Source organism: Micromonospora sp. WMMD967, assembly GCF_029626165.1.
Taxonomy (GTDB): domain Bacteria; phylum Actinomycetota; class Actinomycetes; order Mycobacteriales; family Micromonosporaceae; genus Micromonospora; species Micromonospora taraxaci.
Genome location: NZ_JARUBK010000001.1, coordinates 3999709 through 4023364, shown reverse-complemented (window position 1 = coordinate 4023364; position 23656 = coordinate 3999709). Strand labels below are relative to the sequence as shown.

At 69.7% G+C, this 23656-nt stretch carries 21 protein-coding genes; 10 read left to right on the top strand and 11 right to left on the bottom strand.

Annotation, left to right across the window (positions count from 1 at the left end):
* Nucleotides 1-86: 86 nt before the first annotated feature.
* The 3 genes from O7631_RS18550 to O7631_RS18540 all read right to left on the bottom strand — a co-directional run bounded on the left by O7631_RS18550 (nucleotide 87) and on the right by O7631_RS18540 (nucleotide 2304).
* Nucleotides 87-623, bottom strand: a complete 537-nt coding sequence (locus tag O7631_RS18550) for a GNAT family N-acetyltransferase (protein WP_278147968.1) — start codon at nucleotides 621-623, stop codon at nucleotides 87-89.
* A 167-nt stretch (nucleotides 624-790) separates the two neighbouring features.
* The gene (locus O7631_RS18545) at nucleotides 791-1183 is read right to left on the bottom strand and encodes a nuclear transport factor 2 family protein (protein ID WP_278145352.1); all 393 of its coding nucleotides are present in this window, start codon (nucleotides 1181-1183) and stop codon (nucleotides 791-793) included.
* Nucleotides 1184-1242: 59 nt separating this feature from the next.
* Entirely contained in the window at nucleotides 1243-2304 is a 1062-nt protein-coding gene (locus O7631_RS18540; RefSeq protein WP_278145351.1) for a PQQ-binding-like beta-propeller repeat protein, read from the bottom strand.
* Between the two features lie 201 nt (nucleotides 2305-2505).
* Here O7631_RS18540 and O7631_RS18535 point away from each other — a divergent pair, with 201 nt between their 5' ends.
* Nucleotides 2506-4776, top strand: coding sequence for a glycoside hydrolase family 44 protein (locus O7631_RS18535; RefSeq protein ID WP_278145350.1), 2271 nt, complete (start codon nucleotides 2506-2508; stop codon nucleotides 4774-4776).
* Nucleotides 4777-4942: 166 nt separating this feature from the next.
* Here the strand turns inward: O7631_RS18535 and O7631_RS18530 are convergent, their stop codons facing one another.
* The 3 genes from O7631_RS18530 to O7631_RS18520 all read right to left on the bottom strand — a co-directional run bounded on the left by O7631_RS18530 (nucleotide 4943) and on the right by O7631_RS18520 (nucleotide 7404).
* The gene (locus tag O7631_RS18530; protein WP_278145349.1) at nucleotides 4943-5170 is read right to left on the bottom strand and encodes a ferredoxin; all 228 of its coding nucleotides are present in this window, start codon (nucleotides 5168-5170) and stop codon (nucleotides 4943-4945) included.
* Complete coding sequence (locus tag O7631_RS18525) at nucleotides 5167-6396, bottom strand: cytochrome P450 (protein WP_278145348.1); 1230 nt, start codon at nucleotides 6394-6396, stop codon at nucleotides 5167-5169. The genes O7631_RS18530 and O7631_RS18525 overlap by 4 nt, the downstream gene beginning before the upstream one ends.
* A 216-nt stretch (nucleotides 6397-6612) precedes the next feature.
* Nucleotides 6613-7404, bottom strand: a complete 792-nt coding sequence (locus O7631_RS18520) for a hypothetical protein (RefSeq protein WP_278145347.1) — start codon at nucleotides 7402-7404, stop codon at nucleotides 6613-6615.
* 153 nt (nucleotides 7405-7557) lie between these two features.
* Between O7631_RS18520 and O7631_RS18515 the strand changes: the two genes are divergently transcribed.
* Nucleotides 7558-10647 carry a hypothetical protein gene (locus O7631_RS18515; RefSeq protein ID WP_278145346.1) on the top strand — a complete coding sequence of 1030 codons (3090 nt, stop codon included), beginning with the start codon at nucleotides 7558-7560 and terminating at the stop codon, nucleotides 10645-10647.
* 5 nt (nucleotides 10648-10652) lie between these two features.
* On the opposite strand, the gene O7631_RS18510 is transcribed toward O7631_RS18515, so the two are convergent.
* Nucleotides 10653-11675: a nitronate monooxygenase gene (locus O7631_RS18510; RefSeq protein ID WP_278145345.1), complete on the bottom strand. Its 1023-nt coding sequence runs from the start codon at nucleotides 11673-11675 to the stop codon at nucleotides 10653-10655.
* Between the two features lie 146 nt (nucleotides 11676-11821).
* Between O7631_RS18510 and O7631_RS18505 the strand changes: the two genes are divergently transcribed.
* The 5 genes from O7631_RS18505 to O7631_RS18485 all read left to right on the top strand — a co-directional run bounded on the left by O7631_RS18505 (nucleotide 11822) and on the right by O7631_RS18485 (nucleotide 16147).
* The gene (locus tag O7631_RS18505; protein ID WP_278145344.1) at nucleotides 11822-12109 is read left to right on the top strand and encodes a helix-turn-helix domain-containing protein; all 288 of its coding nucleotides are present in this window, start codon (nucleotides 11822-11824) and stop codon (nucleotides 12107-12109) included.
* Nucleotides 12110-12188: 79 nt separating this feature from the next.
* The gene (locus tag O7631_RS18500; RefSeq protein WP_278145343.1) at nucleotides 12189-13067 is read left to right on the top strand and encodes a PhzF family phenazine biosynthesis isomerase; all 879 of its coding nucleotides are present in this window, start codon (nucleotides 12189-12191) and stop codon (nucleotides 13065-13067) included.
* Between the two features lie 186 nt (nucleotides 13068-13253).
* Nucleotides 13254-13742: a S1 RNA-binding domain-containing protein gene (locus tag O7631_RS18495; protein WP_278145342.1), complete on the top strand. Its 489-nt coding sequence runs from the start codon at nucleotides 13254-13256 to the stop codon at nucleotides 13740-13742.
* 129 nt (nucleotides 13743-13871) lie between these two features.
* Nucleotides 13872-15065: a hypothetical protein gene (locus O7631_RS18490; RefSeq protein WP_278145341.1), complete on the top strand. Its 1194-nt coding sequence runs from the start codon at nucleotides 13872-13874 to the stop codon at nucleotides 15063-15065.
* On the top strand, nucleotides 15026-16147 hold the full coding sequence (locus tag O7631_RS18485; RefSeq protein ID WP_278145340.1) for a hypothetical protein: 1122 nt from the start codon (nucleotides 15026-15028) through the stop codon (nucleotides 16145-16147). The genes O7631_RS18490 and O7631_RS18485 overlap by 40 nt, the downstream gene beginning before the upstream one ends.
* A gap of 34 nt (nucleotides 16148-16181) precedes the next feature.
* On the opposite strand, the gene O7631_RS18480 is transcribed toward O7631_RS18485, so the two are convergent.
* Complete coding sequence (locus O7631_RS18480; RefSeq protein WP_278145339.1) at nucleotides 16182-16505, bottom strand: hypothetical protein; 324 nt, start codon at nucleotides 16503-16505, stop codon at nucleotides 16182-16184.
* Between the two features lie 561 nt (nucleotides 16506-17066).
* Between O7631_RS18480 and zwf the strand changes: the two genes are divergently transcribed.
* Nucleotides 17067-18560, top strand: a complete 1494-nt coding sequence (gene zwf, locus O7631_RS18475; RefSeq protein ID WP_278145338.1) for a glucose-6-phosphate dehydrogenase — start codon at nucleotides 17067-17069, stop codon at nucleotides 18558-18560.
* 161 nt (nucleotides 18561-18721) lie between these two features.
* Here zwf and O7631_RS18470 read toward each other — a convergent pair whose 3' ends face one another.
* The 3 genes from O7631_RS18470 to O7631_RS18460 form a co-directional block, all read right to left on the bottom strand.
* The gene (locus tag O7631_RS18470; protein WP_278145337.1) at nucleotides 18722-19951 is read right to left on the bottom strand and encodes a serine protease; all 1230 of its coding nucleotides are present in this window, start codon (nucleotides 19949-19951) and stop codon (nucleotides 18722-18724) included.
* Nucleotides 19952-20068: 117 nt separating this feature from the next.
* Nucleotides 20069-20500, bottom strand: a complete 432-nt coding sequence (locus O7631_RS18465; protein WP_278145336.1) for a DUF6196 family protein — start codon at nucleotides 20498-20500, stop codon at nucleotides 20069-20071.
* 118 nt (nucleotides 20501-20618) lie between these two features.
* Entirely contained in the window at nucleotides 20619-21824 is a 1206-nt protein-coding gene (locus O7631_RS18460) for an MFS transporter (protein WP_278145335.1), read from the bottom strand.
* A 72-nt stretch (nucleotides 21825-21896) separates the two neighbouring features.
* Here O7631_RS18460 and O7631_RS18455 point away from each other — a divergent pair, with 72 nt between their 5' ends.
* Both O7631_RS18455 and O7631_RS18450 read left to right on the top strand, forming a co-directional pair.
* Nucleotides 21897-22739: a LysR family transcriptional regulator gene (locus O7631_RS18455; protein ID WP_278145334.1), complete on the top strand. Its 843-nt coding sequence runs from the start codon at nucleotides 21897-21899 to the stop codon at nucleotides 22737-22739.
* A gap of 49 nt (nucleotides 22740-22788) precedes the next feature.
* A complete protein-coding gene (locus O7631_RS18450; RefSeq protein ID WP_278145333.1) occupies nucleotides 22789-23652 on the top strand; it encodes a TIGR03620 family F420-dependent LLM class oxidoreductase in 864 nt (287 codons plus the stop codon).
* Nucleotides 23653-23656 lie beyond the last annotated feature (4 nt).

Genomic DNA, 23656 nt, shown 5'->3' with positions numbered 1-23656 from the left:
GCACGTGCCATGGTGAGCGGATCAAGGGCTTGGTCGGCGCACCAGCGGAGGACGACTCTCAGGCGGGACGGTCGCTGGTTGACCGCTTACAGATCCATCGCGTAGACCCGGACCTGGCGGCCGGTGTCCGGCTGCACCGTCTCGCGCTCCAGCGTCATGCCCAGCTTGACCATCACTCGCGCTGACGCCTCGTTGCCGACAACATGGATGCTGACCAGTCGCCGCAGTCCAAGCTCGGCACGAGCGTGGGCGACCACGGACTGGGCCGCCTCGGTAGCCAGGCCTTGGCCCCAGTGCGCGCGGCCAAGCCGCCAGCCGATCTCCACGGCCGGCATGATCTCTGGCAGGAAGGTCGGCACGGCCAGCCCGGTGAAACCGGCCAGCTCGCCGGTCTCCTTGATTTCCACCGCGTACAACCCGAAGCCGTGCTCATCCCAGTGCCGCCGATAAGTGGCCAAGCGCTCTGCGGTGGCCGCCCGGTCCAGGGTGCGGCCGTCATGGATGTAGCGCATCACCTCGGGCTGTGCGTTCACCGCGGCGAAGCCGTCCAGATCGGTGCTGTGCAAGCCTCGCAACAGCAGGCGCGGAGTCTCCAGGGACGTGGGATCAAGGAGACCGGTCATGTCAAACACGCCCCTTCGTAGCATTACGGCGACGGGACTCGGTTCCGAGCCGCGATGTCCCAACGGCCGGTGGCACCGTCGATGAGCTCTCGCAGCATGCCGGCGTGACCGCCAATGACAGCGACCGGGATAAGGCCGGTCTGACGTCAACGGGTTCCTGACTCCCGCTAGCCGGCGGCCGCCTCACGTTGGATCTGCTCGAATTGAGCGGCCATCGCAGCGGCCAGGGCCTGCGCGGCGGACAGCGGACGAACCATGACCGTGAAGTCATCGATCAAGCCGCTCTCGTCCAGGTGCAGGAAGTCACAACCCTCGACGGCCACGTCGCCTATCCGCGCCTCGAAGACCAGCGCGTGGTCACGGCCGCCCTCGCCGTTCAGCTCACGGACATACCGGAAGTCCTCGAAGACCCGCAGCACACCCCGCAGGATCGCTGCGGTGATTGCCTTGCCCGGATAGGGCTTGAACGCCACCGGGCTGCGAAACACCACGTTGTCGGCCAGGGCCGCCTCAAGGGCATCGGGGTCGCGTGCTTCCACCGCCGCACGAAAGTCGATCACCGCTCCAGCGTACGGCTTGTTGCGCCATCAGCCTCCTGTCGAGGCGGCGTTGAGCCGGCTCACTGTGTTGGACGCGGCCAGATGCCGTCAGCCACAAGGGATCGGGTCAGCTTGGTCGAGATGTCGAGCGTGGTGAGGTGGCCTTTGCCCATCGCGTGTACCAAGGTTCGACCGTCGGAGAGTAGCCGGTCGGTGGGTGCGGGAAGTCGCATGCGAGCCGCGATCACCCCGCCCGGGGTCAGTACGACGAGATGGTTACCGGAGCGAGCGAAGAGCGCACCTCCAGGGACGGGCACACCACCACAGGTGGCACCGTGCGGGAGGTCCACCACTTCTGTCCGGGCACCGCGGTCCAGGTCGATGATCGTGACGCCGGTGTCTTCGGCCAGCCACAGCGTCCGGCCAGTGAGGATCGGCGGCAGCGGTGGCAGGTCACGGTCGTGCTGCCACAGGACTTCCACACCGCTGCCGGGACTCAGGGCCATGACGGTGCGCCTGCCGCTGAGGAAGACGACGCGGCCGTCATCGTCGACATTGAAGGCGAGGCCGGAGTCGGGAAAGCACACCGGTTCCGGCAGCGCCCACTCACTCCTGGCAGCGCCGGTTCGCGCATCCAACAGCAGCAGCGCCGCCTCGTTGGCAGTCGCGATCAGGACCGCATCAGCCGGGGACCGCTCCAGGCCTGATCGCACAGGCAGAGGCCAGGCCAAGCTGCTGCCTGCCGCAAGCTTTGGAAACTGACCCGGTAGAGGCTCGCCATTGTCCAGATCCACTCGTATCAGCGGACGGTAGCCACGCCATCCGCCGAGGAACGCGATGGATCCGCTGACACTGAGGTAACGGTGCAAGCTCAGGTTCGGGGTCGACCAGCTCCGCTGCCCGCTGTGCATGTCGAAGCAGTTGAGGACACCAGCCTGACTCAGGTAGAGGCAGCGCTCGCCTGCGATGACGCTAGTGCCCCAGCAGTCCTCGACGCCCTGCTCCCATAACGGCGTCCCGGTCCCAGGGTTCAGTCGAACCAGACGTGAGTGGCGCTCCGCCACGACGAGAGCGCCGGGTGCCGCCGCCGATGTCGACTCGCTCGCGCGCAGATGCAGAAGCCGTGACCAACGAACCGTCAACGAATGATCCACAACTCAGTGTGTCTCACCATCCTGAAGCTGTGGTAGCGCGCCGGTGGGGCTTCGGATGGGCCCACCCAGCGCGATCGCGCTCGACTCAGCATGATCCACAACGGGTTGGGCGGCGTTGACTCGAAGCCAGGTAAGCGCAATCCTGTGGAAGCGCTCCCATCGTCGAGCTTCTATCCGAAAGGAATGCTCGTGCGTCCCACCACCGCTCTCCTCCCGGTCGTGCTCGCCACGGCCCTCGGCGGTCTGGTCCTACCGGAGCCCGCCCTGGCCGTAGCCGGCCCGGCGCTGGCCGTGGACACCACCACCGCCCGACACCAGATCAGCCCCTACATCTACGGCATGAACTTCGCCGACGAAGCCCTCGCCCGCGACCTGCGGCTGCCAGTGCACCGGTACGGCGGCAACGCCACCACCCGCTACAACTTCCGCGCCGACACCACCAACCGCGCGGCGGACTGGTACTTCGAGAACATCCCCAACGACAACCCGAGCCCGGACGATCTCCCGGCGGGCTCGGAGACCGACCGGTTCGTGCGGCAGAACAAGGCCACCGGTGCCGCCACGGTCATGACGATGCCGATGCTCGGCTGGATCGCCAAGGACCGGTCGCGGGCATGTGGCTTCAGCGTCACCACGTACGGCCCGCAGGAGTCCACCGATCCGTGGGCGCCGGACTGCGGCAACGGCAAGAAGCCGGACGGTTCACTGGTCACCGGCAACGATCCGGCGGACACCAGCATCGCCGTCGGTCCGGAGTACGCCACGGACTTCGTCAACCACCTCAAGGGACAGTTCGGCGCCGCCGCCGACGGCGGAGTCCAGTTCTACAACCTGGACAACGAGCCGGACCTGTGGCACTCCACCCACCGCGACGTCCGCCCGGTCGGACTGGGCTACGACGAGCTCCGCGACCGCACCTACGAGTACGCCGCCGCGATCAAGGCCGCCGACCCCGGCGCGAAGACGCTCGGTCCCGTCGGCTGGGGCCTGAACTCGATCTTCTTCTCGGGCCTGGACCAGGACACCTGCTCGCGTACCGGCTGCTGGTCGAACCCACCGGACAAGGCCGCGCACGGCGGCCAGGACCTCGGCCCCTGGTACCTCGACCGGATGCGCGAGTACGAGCAGCAGCACGGCACCCGCATCCTCGACTACTTCGACGTCCACCTCTACCCGCAGCAGGCCGGCGTGCTCGGCGACGCGGCCGGAGACGCCACCACCCAGGCACTGCGACTGCGCTCGACCCGCCAACTCTGGGACCCGACCTATGTGGACGAGAGCTGGATCAACCAGCCGGTCCGGTACATCCCGCGCCTGCGTGAGCTGGTCGACCAGCACTACCCGGGCACGAAGATCGCGATGACCGAATACAACTGGGGCGGCTACGGGTCGCTCAACGGCGCTCTCGCCCACGCCGACGTCCTCGGTATCTTCGGCCGCGAAGGACTCGACCTGGCGACCCTCTGGACCGCGCCGACGGCCGACCAGCCGGTGGCCAACGCCTTCCGCATCTACCGCAACTACGACGGCAAGGGCGGCGCGTTCGGCGAGACGTCCGTCCGGGCCACCAGCGCCGACCAGGGCAAACTGGCGGTGTACGCCGCCGAGCGCAACGCCGACAAGGCACTCACACTGGTCGTGGTCAACAAGACCGGCGACGACCTGACCAGTTCGGTCGCGCTCACCGGTGCCTCCGCCAGCACCGCCCAGGTCTACCGCTACAGCGGGGCCAACCTCGCCGGTGTCGTCCGGGAGGCCGACCAGCCGGTGACCGCAGGCGGCCTCACGACCACCTTCCCGACCAACTCGATCACCCACCTGGTGCTGCCGCGCGCCACCACGCCCGGCGACACCCAGGCGCCGACCGTCCCGGGCAAGCCGACCGCCGGCACGATCACCAGCGACAGCATCGCGCTGGCCTGGACGCCGTCCACCGACGACACCGCCGTCACCGGGTACGACGTGCACCGGGTCGACGCCGCCGGCACCGTGAAGGTGGGCACCGCCACCGGCACCACGTACACCGTGACGGGGTTGACGCCGGACACCCCGTACACCTTCGTGGTGACCGCCCGTGACGCGGCGGGCAACGTCTCGGCGGCCTCGCCCGGCCTGAGCGTGCGGTCCGCGCCCGCCGCGCCGACCGGCGGCTGCACTGTCGCCTACACGGCGAACAGTTGGCCGGGCGGCTTCACCGCAACCGTGACGATCAAGAACACCGGCACCACCGCGATCGACGGTTGGAAACTCGCCTTCGACTTCCCCACCGCCGGCCAGAAGGTCGGTCAGGGCTGGTCGGCCACCTGGAAACAGAACGGAGCGAGCGTCACCGCGGACAGCATGAACTGGAACGGCAAACTCGCCCCCGGCGCGTCGACCGGCATCGGCTTCAACGGCACGTGGAGCGGCACGAACCCGGCGCCGACCGTCTTCACCCTCAACGGCCAACGCTGCGGCTGACCTGAGAGACGCCTGTTCCGTCCCACACTGGCGGAGGGGGCCGGGGCGCAGTGCCGCCTCGGCCCCCTCTCGCTCTCGATCGGCGGCCCGGTTGCGGCAGTGCGACCCGCCTCGTCGCTGATCTGCCGAACGTGCGCCGTGGGCGCGGGCCAGGGATCGTTCCGGGTTACTCCTGCGGCGCGATCAGCCGGTCGTCGTCGGCGTCGCGGACGGTGATCGCCTCCACCGGGCACGAGTCGGCGGCGTCGATGACGACCTCGTCCGGGGCGACGACCTCGGCCCGCGGCGCGGACAGGCCGTCGACCAGACGGAAGTGCTCGGGCGCGGTGCCGGCGCAGATGCTCGTGCCGATGCAACGGCGCGAGTCCACCCCGATCCGCCAGGTGGCACTCACCAGGCCACCGGCATGCCGAGCAGGCCCCGCACCAACATGCCCCGCTTCCACTCCAGCTCGGCCTCCGGTACGGCGAGCCGCAAGCCGGGCAGCCGAGTGACGATGGTGGCGACGGCGACCTGCAACTCCATGCGGGCCAGCTGCGCGCCGACGCAGTGGTGTACGCCGTGACCGAAGCCCAGGTGCGGGTTCTGCTCACGGTCGAAGTCCAGCCGGTCCGGATCGGCGAAGACGGTACCGTCCCGGTTCGCCGACGACAGTGAGCCCAGAACCGGCTGACCGGCCCGGACCAGCACCCCGCCGACCTCGACGTCCTCCTTGGCGTACCGAGCGAAGGAGGATCCGACGCCGAGCGGCACGTACCGCAACAGTTCCTCGACCGCGGCCGGCACGAGCGACGGGTCGGCCCGCAGCCGAGCGAGCTGGTCGGGGTTGTGCAGCAGGACGTAGATGAAGTTGGGGATCTGCGTCACCGTGGTCTCGTGGCCGGCAGCCAGCAGCCCTCCGGCCAGCTCCACCAGCTCGGTCTCGCTGAGCCGATCCTGATTCTCGTCGCGGGCCCGCACCAACGCGCCGAGCAGGTCGTCGATCCCCGGGTCGCGGCGGCGCTCGGCGACCAGACCAGCGATGTAGCCCCAGAGATTGTTCAGGTACTCCTGGACCGTCTCCTCTGGCAGGGAGGTGGTCGAGACGATCGCCTCGGACCAGATGTGGAAACGGTCGCGGTCGGCGTACGGGACCCCGAGCAGCTCGCAGATCACCTGGATCGGCAGCGGCGTGGCGACGTGCTCCACCAGGTCGGCCGGAGGACCGAGCCGGACCATGTCGTCGATCAGCGTGTCGGCGATCTCCTGGGTTCGGGGACGCAGCGCCTCCACCCGACGTGCCGTGAACGCCTTCGCCACCAGCCGGCGCAGCCGGGTGTGATCGGGCGGGTCCATGGTCAGCATGCCGCTGTACTGCTGGCGTGGGGTGAGCCTGGGCTCGTCGCGCTCGACGGCCGGGGCGCGGCCGAACCGCACGTCGCCGAGGACCAGACGGACGTCCTCGTAGCGGGTGGCGAGCCACGCCTCCTCGCCGTAGGGGCACTTCACCCGGGTCATCGGCTCGTTCTCGCGCAGCTCGCCGTAGGTCGGATCGACGACGAGGCGGTCGGGCACACTGAACGGGTACGGTCGCGCGGGCGGAATGACACGGCTCTCGGTGGTCTGCGCGCTCTCCGTCATCCGGGTTCCCTTCGTCGAGACGGCGTGATCCTCGGGCCGGACCACGTTCAAAGCGGCGCCGCGTTGCCCGAGGCCAGCGCTTGCGGACAGCACATATCCACGCTCAGTGATCTCTCGACATCGGATCGTAGCGATAGATAACGATGATCGCCATGGAGGTCGGCCCGCCACCATCGCGACAGCGGACTTGTGGCCCGGGAGACGACGAGGTGCCCGCTATCCTCCGCCGCCGTACACGAAGGGCTGCACAGCCCAGTAGTGCGCGGCGGCAGACGGCACCGAGCCGACGGCGAGAACCCACTCGTCGCCGAGCGTGCCGATGACGAGGTCGCCCTTCTCGAACCGCAACACGATTCCAGCGGAGACCGTGTCGCCGTCAGGGCCGAGGATGACGGCGCCATCGGCAAGCCGCTCGCCGATGAACCCGGACAGCACGTCCGGATGCCGCGCCGGACCGACCCTGATCTCGCCGTGCTCGTCCAGGTCGGTGGATCGGTACGGCTTCTCCTTGGCGAGCAGGAGTTGGTCGCCACGGCCGTGCAGATTGACCGGCATCCCGCCTTCGAAGTACAGCCAGGCATGCAGCAGGCTCTCGGCGTCCGGTTCGCGCCGTCCCTCGGACCAGTGCCGGGCCTCGGTCACGGCGTCGAGCCGCCGGCCCACCGCGCCCTTCAGCCACGACGCGACCATTTCGGGATCGCTGAAGCCCACGTACGGCACCGGGTGCTCGATACTCAGCGCCTGCCACACGGCGCGGGCGGTGGCCTCGTAGACGTCGCCCAGGCCGGTGTCGACGTCGGTGGTGACAACGTCGGTGACAGTTACCCGTACCTCGGTGGGAGATCTATGCAGAGCCCACCGGGCGCCCAGCTCAGCTTCCCGCCGGTGTTCGTCGGTCGCGGCGGCGGTCACCTCGACGTCGGACCGATCCGACGCTGCGACCTCGACCGTCACCTTGGCGAATCGCGAGGAACGACTCGTCTGTGCCAGCAGGCGGAAGGTCGTCACGACTGCGATGGTTCCAGGCAGGTTCCGGCCTTGGCGTGCGGGGCCGGGCAAGCCGACACGACGCTCGTCGCTCGATGACTCCATCCTGATTGCCGCGACATCCTGCTTGTCCACGTCGGAAGACGGAGGCCGGCGAAGCCTTACCATGCGAGCGTGGCTCACATTGCCCGGTCCCGTAGGCCGTACCCGCTGCTTGTCGCCGCTGTGGTTCTGGTGGCGCTCGGCGCGGCCACGGCCTGGGCTATCGGTGACACGCTGGGGCTGAGCCACTCCCCCGCCGCCGTGCCGCGCGAGGACGCTGTCGCCGCGCCGGCACGGACGCCCGCCCCGGTCCCGCCGTTGGCGTCCCTCGTCGTGCCCGACGAGCCACGCGTCCGGAAGGCCGCCGCCGCCGTCGCCGACGCGGTGGTCTTCCGCGGCCTGCCCCGGCCGGCGCTCGTCCCGGGCGCGTCGAACCCGGCCAGGTCCGCGCCGGGCACCGGCACGGCGCGTAGCGCGGCCCCGGACCTGTCGGCGGTGACCACGCTGCGGGCCGGCGTGCAGGCCACCCTCGGTGGTACGCCTGAGTCGTACCGGCTCGACGTGCGCGGCGCCGAGCTGACCGTCCAGGGCAGCGACGTTGCGGGCGTGGCGGCCGGGATGTACCGGCTGGCCGACCGGATCCGCTCCGGCACCGAGGCGCTCCCCGCGGCGGACGCGGGCCGGGTGGTCGTCCCCCGGCTCGGCCTGCGGCTGACCGACGCGGGGTCGGTGGGACGCGAGCCCGACCCGGCCGTCTTCGCCGCCGGCGACGACTACGGCCTGAACACCGACGTGGTCGGGTCGGCGGTGCTGCCCGACGCGCCGTGGGTCGACGCCGGCGCGGTGGCCCGCATCGACGCCCAGTTCCGGCAGTTCGTCGACCACTCGGTGGCGCAGGGATTCAACGGAATCGTCGTGCCCGGCTTCCTGGAGTACGTCACGTTCGCGAAGGTCGGCGACGGGCGCGCGGTCTACCCGCCCGGAGACCCGCACGTCGACCGCGCACGGGCCATGGTCGCGGCGTTCGGCCCCGTCTTCCGGTACGCCGAGGACATGGGCGTGCGGGTCTTCCTGCTGACCGACATGCTCGCGGTATCGCCCCCGCTGGAGGCATACCTGACGCGGACCGTCGGCGGCCTCGACACCGCCGACCCTCGGCTGTGGGCGGTCTACCAGGCCGGTCTGGCCGAGCTGTTCGAGAGCATGCCGTTCGTCGACGGCCTCATGGTCCGCGTCGGCGAGGGCGGCGAGGTGTACGCCGGAAGCGGCTGGGACTACTCGTCACGGCTCGCGGTCACCACCGAAGCGTCAGTGCGCGCGATGCTGCGGGCGCTGCTGGACACCGCGGGCCCCGCCGGAAAGGAGATCATCTTCCGGACCTGGACGGTGGGCGTCGGCGCCGTCGGGGACCTGCACACCAACCCGGAGTCGTACGCGCAGGTCCTCGGCGGGTTCGACGACCCGCACCTGATCGTGTCCACCAAGTACACCCTTGGCGACTTCTACAGCCACCTACCGCTCAACAACACACTGCTGGGCGGCGGACACCGCCGCATCGTGGAGTTCCAGGCCCGGCGCGAGTTCGAGGCGTTCGGCTCGCTGCCCAACGACCTCGGTCCGCTGCACCGCCAGGCGCTGCTTACGTTCCTCGCCGCCAACCCGAACGTCGAGGGTGTCTGGAACTGGACCCAGGACGGCGGGCCGCTGCGCGCCGGGCCCATGTCGCTGTACCTGCGCGCCGGGTTCTGGCAGCTCTACGACCTCAACACGTACGCCGTCGGCCGGCTGGCCTGGGACCCGCACGCCGACCCGGCGCAGATCACGGCGGACTGGGCGTACCGCACGTTCTCCGGCGACCCCGCCACCGTCGCCGCGATCGGGCAGGCCATGGCGCTGTCCCGGCAGGCGGTCACCAAAGGCCTCTACATCGGTCCGTACGCCGACCGGTCGGTGCGGGCGCTCGGGCTGGAACCGCCGCCCATGATGTGGATCTTCGAATGGGACATCCTGACCGGCGACTCCGCGGCGTTGGACAGCATCTACGCGGTGACCGGCGGCCGCGTCGACGAGGCGATCGAGGAGGGCAGGCAGGCCGTCGCGCTGGCCCGGCGCATGCGCGACCTGGTCGCCGCGACCGATGCGGCGACCTGGCGGGACGCCGAGCTGCGCGGGCGCTTCACCGCGACCCTCGACTACCAGGTCGACCTGTTCGAGACGCTGAGCGCGTACCGGACCATGGTGCTGCGGCACGCGCAGTGGCTGGACACGGGCGCACCGGCCGCCCGTGACGACTGGCGGCGGGCCTCGGCGGCATACCACGACGCGCGCGACGCGCACCGGCAGCGCTACGGCGCCGACCTGGACCTGCCCGCGTACAACTTCACCGCCGCCGACCTCGGGGCGCAGCGCGCGGACCGGGACCCGGCGATGGCCTGGGCGGCCCGGGCGATGCTCGGGTCGATCCTGCTCGTGGTGCTGCTCGGCCTGTACCGGCGCGGGTTCGGCGCGGCCGCCGCGCGCGGGTTGCTGCTCGGCGCGCTCCGGCCGTGGCGGGTCGCCGCGCTGCCGACGCCCACGACGCGCGCGGACCGGGTGCTGGTGTGGCTGGTTCCGGCCGTGGTGCTGGTGGCGAGTCGGCTCGTATCGACCTGGTTCGCCGCGCCGGCGCACCTGCTGGTCACCCTCGGTGGGTGGGCGCTGTTCGCCCTCGTCGTACGCCTCGTCGTCGGCCGGCGGGATCCGTTCCACCTGTGGGCAGTGGTCGGCGGCGTCGCGCTGCTGCGCAGCGTACTGCTGCTGGCGGCGCTCGCCGGGCGCGGACCGGGCGGGTACTGGTTCGCCTTCTGGACCGCGCCGGGTCTGCGCGCGGCGTACGTCACCGTCGCGTTCGCGGCGTTCGGCTGGCTGTTCGTGGCCGTCGCCGTGGTCCTGCGGGACCGGTACGGCCTACGCCGCCGAAGCGCCGTCGGGCTGACCCTCACCGCCGCGGGTGTGCCCCTCGGCGTGCTGTCCGCAGTGGTCTGGGTGGTGGGCCTGGAACGCGCGCTGACGGTGTGGAACGACCAGCTCGCGCTGCTGCCCTGGGGTCTGTCCCGCATTCTCGGCATCACCGTCCACCTCGGCGTCCCCGTTCAACTCCCGGCATACACCGCCGCCGGTGGAGTCGCCCTGGCCGCCGCCGGCCTGCTCCTGTCACTGGGCCGGCGGCGGCAGTCGACCTGACCGCCCTACCCCGAGGCCGTCGCTCCGGTCACCGGGCTCTGCAGCAGGTCGATGGTGGCAGCGGCCTGACCGGCGATGGCGCGGAGCAGGCGGGCAGCAGGCGAGACGCCGTGGACGAGGCTCACGGACTGGCCCGCGTACAGGGCCATGGCGGCCAGGTCACCGGTCATCCCGGGCAGCGGCATCAGGTCCTCGTAGCGAGAATGCTCCTGGCCGGACGCGTCAGCGGCGACGACCTCACCCTCGCCGGGCCGCAGTGGGGCGGGCGGCGAGCCGGCCGCCTGCCAACGCCGCACTGTCGTGTTGCGCAGTGCGCGATGCGGGGCGTTCGGCCATCCGCCGTCGAAGCAGAGGGTGTGCACGGTGTCCGCTCCGGTGGCCGCGACCAGGTGCTGCCGGTACACCTCATGGGTGGCTGCTTCGTCGGCGGCGAGGAAGCGGGTGCCCAGCATGGCGGCCTGGGCGCCCAGCGCGAGGGCGGCAGCGACACCACGCCCGTCCGCGATTCCTCCCGCAGCCACCACCGGTACCGGCCCGACCGCGTCGACGACGGCCGGCACCAGGGACATGGTGGTCGTGCCGCCACGGACGTGACCGCCTGCCTCCCACCCTTGAGCCACCACGACGTCCACGCCGACCGTGACGGCGTGCACGGCCTCGGCGAGGTCACCGATGGTGTGCAGGTGCAGCGCGCCGGCCTGCTGGATCCGGCCGTGCACCGGCGACGGGTCGCCCCAGAAGGTGGAGATGATCGGCAGTCTCTCCTCCAGGCACACGGTGAGCAGGTCGTCCACCGGGAAGTCGAGAACCAGGTTCGCGCCGAACCGTCGGGTGGTGAGCTCCCGGGTACGTCGGATGGACTGCCGTGCCTGATCGGGGCTCTGCCACGTCAACGCCAGCATGCCGAGACCGCCGGCCTCCGACACCGCCGCCACCAGTTCGGGTACGGCGGCGGAACCCACTGGGGCCTGAATGATGGGCAGGTCGATGCCCAACCGGTCACACAGCGCGGTGCGTAATCGCCTCACGAAGCCACCCCGATCGCTTCGGAAATCGAATCATCCCACCGGACGGTACGGTATCGGAAATCGAAGCATCAAGAGGGGCGGCACAGGCGATGACGGCACCCAGGCCGGGCCAGCCGGTACGCGGATCGAGTACCGGACGACCCCTCATGGCCGCCCTCGACCTGTTCGGGCGTCGCTGGAACCTGCGCATCGTCTGGGAGCTGCACCATGGGCCGGTCGGCTTCCGCGCGCTACAGCAGCGCTGTGACAACATGTCATCCAGCGTCCTACGGCAGCGGCTGACCGAACTGGTCGACGCCCACCTCGTCGCCCAGCAGCCGGACACGGCGTACGCGCTCACCGACCTCGGCCGCGGCGCCTACCAGGCTCTGCGCCCGCTCGTCCGCTGGTCCGACACCTGGGCCTCAGTCCTGAGCGCGGACGACAGGGCCTGAATCGCGGCACACCGTCCCTGGCGCTTCCCGAACGGAGTCGCTACCGTGCTTCTGAATCCGAAGCAATCGGAGGGTGGTCATGGCTCGCATCCGAGCGCCCGGCGCTTTCGGCCCACCAGTGGCGGTGGTGAACGCCTGCACCCGCCAGGGACGAGGCGGCAGCCCCACCACTGTCGTGATCGACGATGCCGCGCTCACCGACGACGAACGGCACGCGATCGCCGGGGCGGCCGGCACCTCCCACACCGCGTTCGTCGACACCAGCACAGCGGCCGTTCCCACGGTGCGGTTCTTCACCGGCACCGGGGAACTCACCACCTGCGGGCATGGGACCATCGCGGCGCAGGCCGTCCTGCTGCAGCGCAGCGGCGCCACCGAGCACCTCGGCCACCAGCGCAGCGGCGGCCGTACCTTCGCCACAACCGCCATTCGACGGCACGACGGCATCGAGGTCTGGTTCGACCAGGGCGTCATCGCCCTACCGGACAGCGGCCACCCGACCGGCGGTGGCATCATCGCCGCCCTCGGTCTGGAACGAACGGACCTCGCCGCCGACGTACGGGTCGCCTCACCCGGCACGCCACGGCTCCTCGTCCCCGTACGGGATCGCCGGACGCTGCTGTCCATACAGCCCGACCACGATCGGCTGGCAGCCGAGTGTCGGCGACTCGCTTACCTCGGCTGCTTCGTCTACGCGCTGTCGCCGCCCACGAGAACGGGCATCGCCCGGATGTTCGCCCCGGCGATCGGCGTCGACGAGGACATCGCCAACGCCAACAGTGTCGGCTGCCTCGCCGCACACCTGCTCGACACCACCGGCAACGGCGAAATCGACATCCACCAGGGCGACGGGCTCCAGAGCCCATCATCGGTGTACGCCAGCGCGACGAACGCCGCAGACGGCATCGTCGCCAGAATCGGCGGAGTGGTCGGTCTCAGCGCACCGCATGGTCCTTAGCAGCACGGCGTTCGCGGCGGCTCGGCCGGGCGGATGGTGGCGTTGTAGGAGTTCTTCGCGGCGACCACGGCGACCTGGACGTGCTCGGCGTCGACGCCGCATCGTCGATCTCCGGTGATTCGTGGCCCGGGCTGGAAGGACCAACCGCGGAGCCGCGGACCGCTGCATCGGCTATACAGTTCTGCCGTGTCTGTAGGTGTACCGAAACGCGGCGCGGTGGTGCGCGGAGTCATCTCAGAGATCCATAATTTCGGCGTCTTCGTACGCCTCGAAGGGGAGTCGGCCACTTCGCGCGGCACGGGGTTCATTCGAATCCCGGAGCTGACCTGGGATTACTTCTCGCATCCCGAAGATGTGGTGCACGCGGGCGAGCAGATCTGCGCCGAGGTGCTCGACTGCGATGAGACTCGTGGACAGGTGCAGCTGTCGTTGAAGGCGTTGCAGGAGGATCCGCTGGTCCAGTTCGCGGACCGGGTTGGTGAGGTTCTGTCCGGGCCGATCGTCAAAGTGGTGCCGATCGGTGCTTTTGTCCGCGTCGTGCCGGGCATCGCTGGTCTGCTTCACGAGTCGGTTCTGACCCGGGCGCCCGCAATCGGAGAGATCGTCACCGTCACTGTCGTCGAGGTGGACCGGCCGGGGCGCCGAGTGCGGCTGGAGCCCGCGTTGACGCGTTGATCGGTGACGCACATGCGCGACCCGACACCGTCGACATCAGCGCCCTCCACTGTCGACGAGAAGTCCCAGGTCCCAGCCGCTGGCCTGGCACGCCCGCTTGTGCGCCCTTGTCCCCGGTACGGTGTGCCGGTGGAAACCTTGGCCCAGATACGTTCCGGAGCCACGATCGAGCGGTTGCTCTGCCACCCAAGGCTGCCGTTGATTGCCGGTTGGGATGCCGAACGGCCGACGATCCGGATCTGGGAGTTCGCGGCCGGGCAGCTGCGTGAGATTGGCGGTGTGGGTGCCGATTCGGCCGGCTACAACGCCGACGGCGATGACCGGTTCCAACGGACACCCTCCGCCGCCTGGCATCCGAGTGAGCCGCAGTTGGTGGTAGCGGACGGCAACGTCACCACCCACTGGACCCCTTCGGGTATCACCGCGATCGGTGGGCTGCCACCGGCCGAGTACCCACGGGACGTGGCGTTCAGTCCGGACGGTCAAAGGCTCTGGTTGTCACCAAGCGGCGGAGAGAACGGCTGGGAGTCGTCCATCACGCTCGACCTCATCTCCGGCGCGACCGCCACCGGCCCACAGTGGGACACCGGAGTCGCGGTGTATCCGGGCGGCGGCCTCGTGGCCACCCTGCAGAGCGACCAAGCTGCCACACTGGTGCTGTTCTCCCGGGACACCGAGCCGGTGTTGCGGCCGATGCGGCGGGCGTTGATCCTCGACTGCGACGGTTACGAGACACCTGTCTTCAGCCCGGACGGGCGGCACTTCGCGGTACGGGGCAACGCGTACGACAACTCGCTGGAGGTGTTCGAGTTCCCCTCGCTGCGCCGCGTCCTCGTCCTGACCCTCGGAGACCCCAGCCCGGGGTACCCGTACCCGCAGGAGTGGCTGGACAGCATGAACGCCTGGTCGCGCCACAACGTCGCGTTCGGGCCATCTCCGGGTGCTCTCTGCTTCGGTACGCCGAAAGGCGTCGTCATCGAGGTCGAGATCGACGGGGAACAGGTGACCGAGCACGAGGTGCTGGCAGGATCTGGGGTGACCGCTCTGACGGCCAGCGCCACCGGCGAACTGGTCGTCGCCGGCCACGACGGCACGCTACTGGTGCTGTCGGGGGGACGGGCCGCCCCGGCTCAGGCATCGACGGCCGCGGTAACCGAGTTCCTTGCCGGCACATCCGAGGCTCCGACCACCAACATGGACCACCTTGATCTCACCGACGGCAACCAGACCTGGCAGCCCGGCGAACTGGATACAGTCACCGACACGTCGGACAGCGACCCGTCGTGGCTGAAGATCCAGGCCGCCATGAACAGGCTCGCCTGACCCCGATCGCACAGTTGCAGCCTGGGGAGCCAGGCCCGTGGCTGCACGGCAGGGGATTCGGGACCGGCACGAGGGCCATAAGATTCACTTCTATGGTTCGCACCACGCCTCCGCGTCCCATGGACATCACCGCGCTCTTCCCCGAACTGCGGGAACATTCCCGTACGGCTACCCGCCTGCATCCCCGCCGCGGCGCTCCAACCGTCGCGGACAGCTCGGTCGGCGGGCCGCTGCTGTGGCCGGCCGACGAGGTGTGGCCGGTCTGCGACGACGCCGGGGCGCACGAGCCGTACAACCTGACCACCCCGGCGGCCCTGCGCCGCAGACGGCAGATCCTCGCGAGCGCGGAAACCCGGGGGCGGTTGCCGGGCGGGGACTTCTTGACAGCGGAAGAGCGGGGCGAACTCGACGCGGCCGACGCTCTGGACCTGGACGACCTGATCGAGGATCCGATCCCGTTGGTCCCGGTCGCCCAGCTGTACCGACGAGACATCCCGGACTACGCCGGCCCGGACGGCAGCGATGTGCTTCAGGTGCTGTGGTGCCCGGTGGACCATTCGGACCGGCACTACAGCCCTCGCGTCTTCCTCCACTGGCGCGACAGTTCCGCCGTGGGTCCACTGCTCGAAGCGGCCCCCGAGCCACCGGTGATCAGCGACATGTACCTGCCGGTTCCGTGCGTGGTGCACCCCGAGCAGGTCCGCGAGTACCAGTACGCCGACCTGCTCCCCGACGACCTGTGCGAGCGAATCGACGCCTGGGATGACGACGAGGACGAGAGCCGTCCCCACTATCAGAGCGACCTGTCGCTGGCACCGGGATGGAAGGTCGGCGGATACGCGAACTGGTCACTCACTGACCCGTATCCGATGGACTGTGCGGTCTGCGGCACCACGATGACCTTGATTTTCACGGCGGGCTCAAGCGACTGGAACGGCATGAACTGCAGCTGGCGCCCTTCCGAGGAGGATCCGGCCGCGTCGCCGGACACCGCCGATGTGCAGATCGGGCGCGGCTACTCCCTGTACACCTTCCAGTGCCCCGAATCATTCGAGCATCCCCCGGCCACCGCCATGCAGTGACGCGGCTCGGAAGCAGCCGCCACCGCGATCGGGGCTAGATGGGCTCTCCGGCCACGCCGCTGAATCCGACGAGGCCGTTGTCCTTGGCCAGGGACAGAATCTCTGGCAGATAGTCGAGTTGGCGGACAGACAGCGTCAGAAGCACGTACTTCAGTGCGTCGTCCGGACTGTCCTCCAGGTCGAACGTCGAGGGCTCCAGTACGTCCTCGATGTCGACCCAGCGAGCAAGCAGCCCGTCCCGGAACCGTTTCACACCCGGGTCTGGCGCCAGGTCGCTGGTGTCACCCTCAGCGAGCCGGTCGAAGATGTCGGCAGGATCACCCGTGCCGCGCTTCCAGAAACCAAAGTCGCTACTCACAGCGGCATCCTAGGAGTGGTTGTCGTGTCTGCCCAGGCGAGCACGGCGGCAGACGCGGACAGCCGCCGTAGGTCGACCGGCTCCAGATCACCGCCGGCAGGTCCGGCACGCCCGCCTAAGGCCTGTTTCATAAGGGCGGTCGAGCCGAGGCGGAGTCCGGGCGGCGATCCGGCAAGGCGCGGTTTCGTCCGGATACCGGTGTTGTATCCGGACGAAACCGCAACGCCGCCGGGCGTCGTCCGGGCCCGCCGCAGGCCGGCCAGTCCTTATGAAACAGGCCTTAGCGCTCCTGTCCCGGTACGGTGGGCCGGTGGAACCCTTGTGGCGACGCCGTGCTCCAGGGCCCACGATGGAGTGGTTGCTCTGCCACCCCAGGCTGCCGATGATCGCCGGCTGGGACACCGGACGCCCAGCGCCGCCGATGCCGACCGGCCATGCGACGCTCAAGCTCCGCGACCAACGGGCCACGCCCCGTGACCCCCCGCCATAGCCGCTCAATTCCTGGCATGACAGCACGGCACCCTCAACTCCAGACCCCTTGTGCCCGGAGGAACGACGACCATGGACAACGCATCTCAGCTCATCCAGGAGCGCAGTGCCCCGCCAGCCACGCTGGTGATCTTCGGTGCCTCCGGTGATCTGACCCGGCGCAAGCTGCTGCCCGCAGTCGAGAGCCTGGCGCGACACGAACGGCTCCCGGACCAGTTCGCGCTGGTCGGGGTCGCGCGCACGCCGATGACCAACGAGCAGTTCGCCGACAGCGCCCTCGGCGAACGCACCCTCGCCAGCAAGCGCCAACTCCAGGGCAGTGTGCGGTACGTGGCCGGCGGCTACGACGACCCGGAGACCTACAAGCGGCTCGTGGAAACCCTCGACGAGCTGGACGCACAGCGGGGGACGTCCGGCAACCGGCTGTTCTACCTGTCCACGCCGGCCGGGGCCTTCGAGCCGGTGATCAACGGACTGGCCGGTGTCGGGCTCAACCACCCCCGGGAAGGCTCCTTCTCCCGCCTGGTCATCGAGAAGCCGTACGGGCGCGACCTCGTCACGGCCCGCGAGCTCGACGGCGTCGTGCACAGCGCGTTCGACGAGAGCCAGGTCTTCCGTATCGATCACTATCTGGGCAAGGACACCGTCCAGAACGTGCTGGCGCTGCGCTTCGCGAACTCGATCTTCCAGCCCATCTGGGACCGCTCCTGGGTCGACCACGTACAGATCACCGTCGCCGAGACCCTCGGCGTCGGCAGCCGCGGCGGCTTCTACGAGGAGGCCGGCGCGATGCGGGACATCGTGCAGAACCACGTGCTCCAGGTGCTCGCGCTGGCACTGATGGAGCCACCGGCCTCCTTCGAGGCCGAGGGCCTGCGCAACGAGAAGGTGAAGCTGCTGCAGGCGATCCGGCTCCCCACCGACCGGGACATCGCCGAGGCCGCGGTCCGGGGACAGTACACCCGGGGCGGCACCCGCGAGGACCTGATGGCCGGCTACCGCGAGGAGCCCGGCGTCGATCCCCTGTCGCGGACCGAGACCTACGCGGCCATGCGGCTCAACGTGGACAACTGGCGCTGGGCCGGGGTGCCGTTCTACGTCCGCACCGGCAAGCGCCTGCCGGCCCGACTCACCGAGGTGGCACTGCAGTTCCAGCGCCCGCCGCACCTGCCGATCCCGACCGACCAGCTCACCGGCCTCGACGCCGACGCGCTGATCCTGCGGATCCAGCCGAACGAGGGCATCTCGCTGCGCTTCGGCGCCAAGGTGCCGGGCCACTCCTTCCGGGTCCGCACCGCCACGATGGAGTTCTCCTACGACCAGACGTTCGTCGAGGAGTCCCCGGAGGCGTACGAGCGTCTGCTCCTGGACGCGCTGATCGGTGACGCGTCGCTGTTCATCCGCAGCGACGAGGTGCAGCAGTGCTGGCGGATCGTCGACCCGATCATCGACAACTGGGCGAAGGACCACTCACCGATCCCCACCTACGAGGCCGCCTCCTGGGGCCCGACCGACGCCGACCGGCTCATCGGCCGCAACGGCCGCAAGTGGCGCAACTCCGCGTGACCCTGCCACACCGCGGCTGATCGCACTGCTGAGGCTTGGTTGCCAGTGGAAACGCGGTCAACCAAAGCCCGCGATCGACGGCATCGTCCCGTGACGCCGTCGCCCAGGTTGAGGTCGCCGATGGGCCGCCGGTGCGCAGTGCGCATCGGCGGCCCACCGTCTCAGCCGTTGTCGATCAGGCTGGCGATCTCGTTGTAGATCAGGTGCGCCTTCGCGCCCTGGTTCGACGGACAACCGCCGAGGTGGTGCAGGGCGATCACACGGTGGCTGGCGTTCAGCACTGGTGAACCCGAGTTGCCGCCGGAGGTGTCACAGCTGTAACTGATGTTGTAGGTGTTGTAGTTCGCGTTGCGGACGGCGCAGGTCGCGCCGTTCTGGGTGTCCTCGAAGATCGACAGCCGCTTCGCGGTGCCATCGCCGTGCCCGGGGATGTAGATCCGGGTGCCGTTGCTGGTGGCGGCAGTTGCCAGGTACAGCGTGCCGAATCCCTGGATGGCGGCGAAGTTGTTCACCGAGAACAGGGCGTAGTCCAACTGGCTGGAGCCGCCGCTGCTCACCCTGTAGAGGGTGGCACCGCTGACCTTGGTGCCGGCACCGGGATTCCCGCCGCCGCAGGTGGCGCACTGGTAGTTGAACTGCATCTCGCTGCCGCTCACGGCGGACTGCGTCTCGAAGCAGTGCTTGTTCGTCAGCATCCGGTTGGTGTTGCCGACCCGCCAGGTGGTGCACAGTCCGCCGCCGCTGATCAGCAACCGCGCCACCGCCCTGCCTCGGGCGTACTCGGTGGGGTGGCTGTTCTGGTAGCAGACCACGTCCCGGCGGGCGTCGGTGCTGCACACGGACTGGGTCGAGAAGTTGTGCGCGGCGATCTCGCTGCGGTCGTATCCGCGCCAGAACCGGTCGATGGTGGCGGCGCTGCCACGTGCGGAGCGGCTGCTGTGCAGTGTCACCACCGCGGTGTCGCCCTCCACCGACATCGCCCAGAAACCCGGCTGCCCGTCGGTGGTGTAGTCCGAACCGGTCGCCCGGTTCAGGTGGCGGTCGTACCGGTAGCTCTCCTTGCCGTCGCGGCTCGACACGGTGACGTAGTCGCCTTCGGCCAGTCGCAGCGCGCTGAAGTGAACCTTGACGTAGGTGGCGCCCGGGTGCTGGATGATCTGCGTCCCGCCGTTGGGGGCGTAGGACAGGGAGCTGTCGAGGGTACGGAGTTCACCGACCGTGGTCACCCCCTCTGCCGAGAACTGGTTCGATTCCGGTGCCCGCTGGGATTGTGGCGCGACAGGGGCGACCGGGTACGCCTCGGCGGCGGGTACCGACAGGAGGCTCAGCCCGAGTGTGCAGGCAGCGAGCGCGACTGCGCCCGTTCGGAGGCGGCGCGGGGCATGTTTCATCTGTCGCTCCCTCTCAGGAATCAGCACCGAGACGTGCCTTCGGTCTTCATACCTGAGATCACGCAAGACATGTAATCTCATCTATGTCATAGCGGTAGGTCGCGCAGCTCGCTCTGTCTACCGGACCGCGCGCAGCTCGTCGAGGACCTGTATGGCCTGGGCGCGGACCTGCGCCGGGCAGCCCCAGTAGTCGTAGATGCCACCGCGGTCGCTGTTCTGACCACAGATGACGAACACGCCGGTGCCCAGCCGGCGTTTGAACTCGGTGGCCAGCCATCCGACGAACCCGCTGTTGTCCACGTCGGGCGGGAAGTGGAACGAGAACACCGCGAAGCGCTCACCGTCGGTCGCGCCGCCCGGCGCCAGCCAGGACCACCGGTCCTCGTCGCGCACGACGGCCAGCAGGTCGGCCGTCAAGGTCGGTGGCTGACTCAGTGGCGCCTCGAAGAACGACCACTCACCATCGAACATGACCAGTTCCGCGGCCACGATGACCCGGCGAAGACGCTGCTCGGTCTCGTCATGGGACTCCTGGCTGATGCTCACCATGCGACGATCTTGCCCGATGACGCCGGCCACCGCAGTCGCCCTCGACACACCGCCCGGAGCTGGGTCGCCGCTGGTGACGACCTACGGGCTGGCTTGTCCGATCATGGCCTCGCCCCGCTCAATACCCGAGACCGGCCGGACCGGCGTGCTGCGGCACCGCCGTCCGCGCGGGCGAGCGGCGAGCCAGGAGACATCCGGCCACCGCGGCGGTGAGGCCGGCGAGCCCGGCCGCCGCGAAACCGCCTGCCGGCGCGGTGAGGTCGATCGCCACGCCGACGAGCGGGGCTCCGAGCGCGAAGCCGGCGCTCTGTGCCGACGACTGCAGACCGATGACCTCACCTCGCACAGCGGGTGGCGCCAGCCGGCTCACCGCGTCGGCCACCCTGGCAAGGGTCGGCGCGGTGAGTAGGCCGCTGCCGACAACGGCCACACACAGCCAGGGCCAGTCGTGGGCCAGCCCGGCGGGAATCGTCACGAGCCCGAGCAGGCCGAGCAGCAACCAGGTGGGCAATGGTCGGGTCAGCACGCCGTAGATCAGGCCGCCGATGACGGACGACACGCCGAACACCACGACGACGACGGCGGCCCAGGACACCTGACCTGCCTCCCGCAACGTGGCGACGATGGCGAGGTCGACGCCACTGAGCAGGGTCGTCGTCCCGAATGCCATGAGCAACGCGGCGATCATCGTGCCCCTCAGCCACTGCCTCCGTCGCGGGCGTTCCGCCGCCGCGGCGTCCGCCTCCTCCTCGGCGTGCAGGGGCGGGTTGAGCACGGCGATGCCGACACCGCCGGCGAAGATGGCGGCGCCGACCCCCCACGCCACCACCTCGGGAGACACCGTGGCCGCGCCGAGAATCACCACCGCCGGCCCCACGATGTACGACAGCTCGCCCTGCACCGATTCCAGCGCGAACGCGGCCCGGCGCTGCTCCGGCGTCGTCATCGCGGCGATCGCCTGTCTGCTCAGCGCCTGGGCCGGCACCATCAGCAGGCCCGCCACAAAGCTGGCGACCAGCAGGAGCCCGTACGACAGGACCGGCACGCTCAGCCAGAACACGGCCTGCACGGTGACGGTCACCAGCAGGACGAGGCGCAGACCCCGCGAGTCGATCATGCGACCGAGCAGCGGCCCGCCCAGCGCCACTCCGGCCGTCAGGGCCGCCGCCACACCACCCGCCGCCGCGTAGTTCAACTTCAGGCCGAGGACGACGAAGAGGGTCAGCGCCATCACATCCGCCGTTATCGCGGTGCGGGCGATCAGCGAGACGCCCAGCAGCGGCGCCATCCCTGGCACCGCGAGCACCTGCCGGTATCCGGTCACCCAGATGACGCTAATTCCGCTAGCGCCCCATAAGAAGACGCCATCTTCTTCAGGCCGGCATAATGAATGCTTATGGCAAGGGACCTGGAAACGGCCCTCCTACGGTCGTTCGTCGCCGCCGTGCGGGAGGGCAGCATCAGCCGCGCCGCGACCGCCCTCGGGCACAGCCAACCCGGTCTCAGCCAGCAGCTACGCAAGCTCGAGAGCACCGTCGGCCGTCCGCTGCTGCACCGGTCGTCGTCCGGTGTCTCGCCGACCCGGGCGGGCGAAGAACTCCTGCCGTACGCCGAACGCATCCTTTCGCTCGCCGCCCAGGCACTCGCCGAAACCGGCGGCGCGCTCACCGGCCACTGCGGCGTCGGGCTGCTCGAAGACCTCGCCGCGTCCCACCTCCCGCAGGCCCTCGCCGACCTTGCCCGCCTACATCCGGGCGCGACGCTGGAGGTGCTCAGCTGTTCCAACGCCGCCATGCGGGAGGCCTACGACGCGGGCCGCGTACAACTCGTGCTCGACGCGGTTCCGGACATTCCCGGGCCACCACGCTGGACGGTGCGCGCCCCGCTGGTCTGGGCGACCGGTCAGGGTGTGGACGTGGCCGCCGATCCACTGCCGGTGGTGCTGTTCTCCAACCCGTGCTCCTGGCGTACGTCCGTACTGGACACACTCGAACGCGCCGGCCGACGGTGGCGGGTGGCCTTCGAGAGCAACAGCCTGGTCGGGGTGCTGGCCGCGGTACGCGCCGGGCTCGGCGTCGCGGCGCTCATGCCCGCGAACCTCGAACCGGGCATGATCTGCCGCGATGCGGGTGCCCTGCCCGTCCTGCCGGATGTCGAGTTCGGTCTCGCCCGGCACCCCCGGACCGAGGGTGATCCGCTGGTCGACGCGGTGGAGACGGCGCTGCGTCGCATCGTCTGAGCACGTGGCGACAGTGCCGTCAGCGGCTGAGGGGTCGTAGGGTTCCGGTATGGCACAACGACTCGTCAGCGTGTGGCAACCGTTCTTTCTGTCCAGCGAGAGTCGCGGCGCTGCCGTCGATGCCGCGACCGAGTTGGAAGAACTCGGCTATTCACGGATCTGGTTCTCCGGCGGCTTCGGCGAGAACGTCGCCCCGCGCTTCCGGGAGATCCTGGACGGCACGACGACCATCGGGGTCGCGTCCGGCATCGTGAGCATCTGGCACTCGTCGCCCCCCGAGGTGGCGGCGTTCGTCCAGGACGCGCAGCTGGCGCATCCCGGCCGGTTCCTGCTCGGTCTCGGCGCCAGCCACGCGGTGCTGGTGGAGGGCAGCGGCACCGACTATCGCAAGCCGTACTCAAGAATGGTGACCTACCTGGACGGCCTCGACGCGGCCGGAGTTCCGCCCGAGCGACGGATCCTGGCCGCACTGGGCCCGCGGATGCTCGACCTCTCCCGCGACCGTTCCGCCGGAGCACACCCGTACTTCGTCCCGGCCGAGCACACCGTCGAGGCCCGGGCGGCAATCGGCCCCGACCGGCTGCTCGCCCCCGAGGTCGCGGTGGTCCTGGACGCCGACGCCACCACCGCGCGCGCCACCGCCCGGCAGTACACGAACCTCTACCTCGCGCTGCCGAACTACACCAACAACCTGCGGCGATTCGGCTGGACCGACGAGGACTTCGCCGGCGGCGGCAGCGACCGCCTCATCGACGCCCTGATCCCCTGGGGCACCGTCGAGAAGGTGGCTGCCGGGCTGGAGAAGCACTACCAGGCCGGCGCGGACGAGGTGGCGATCCAGGTGCTCAACGGCGGCGACGCCACGACGTTCCCCGCCGACGCGTTCCGCGCTCTCGCCGCGGCCCTGATCTGACTCC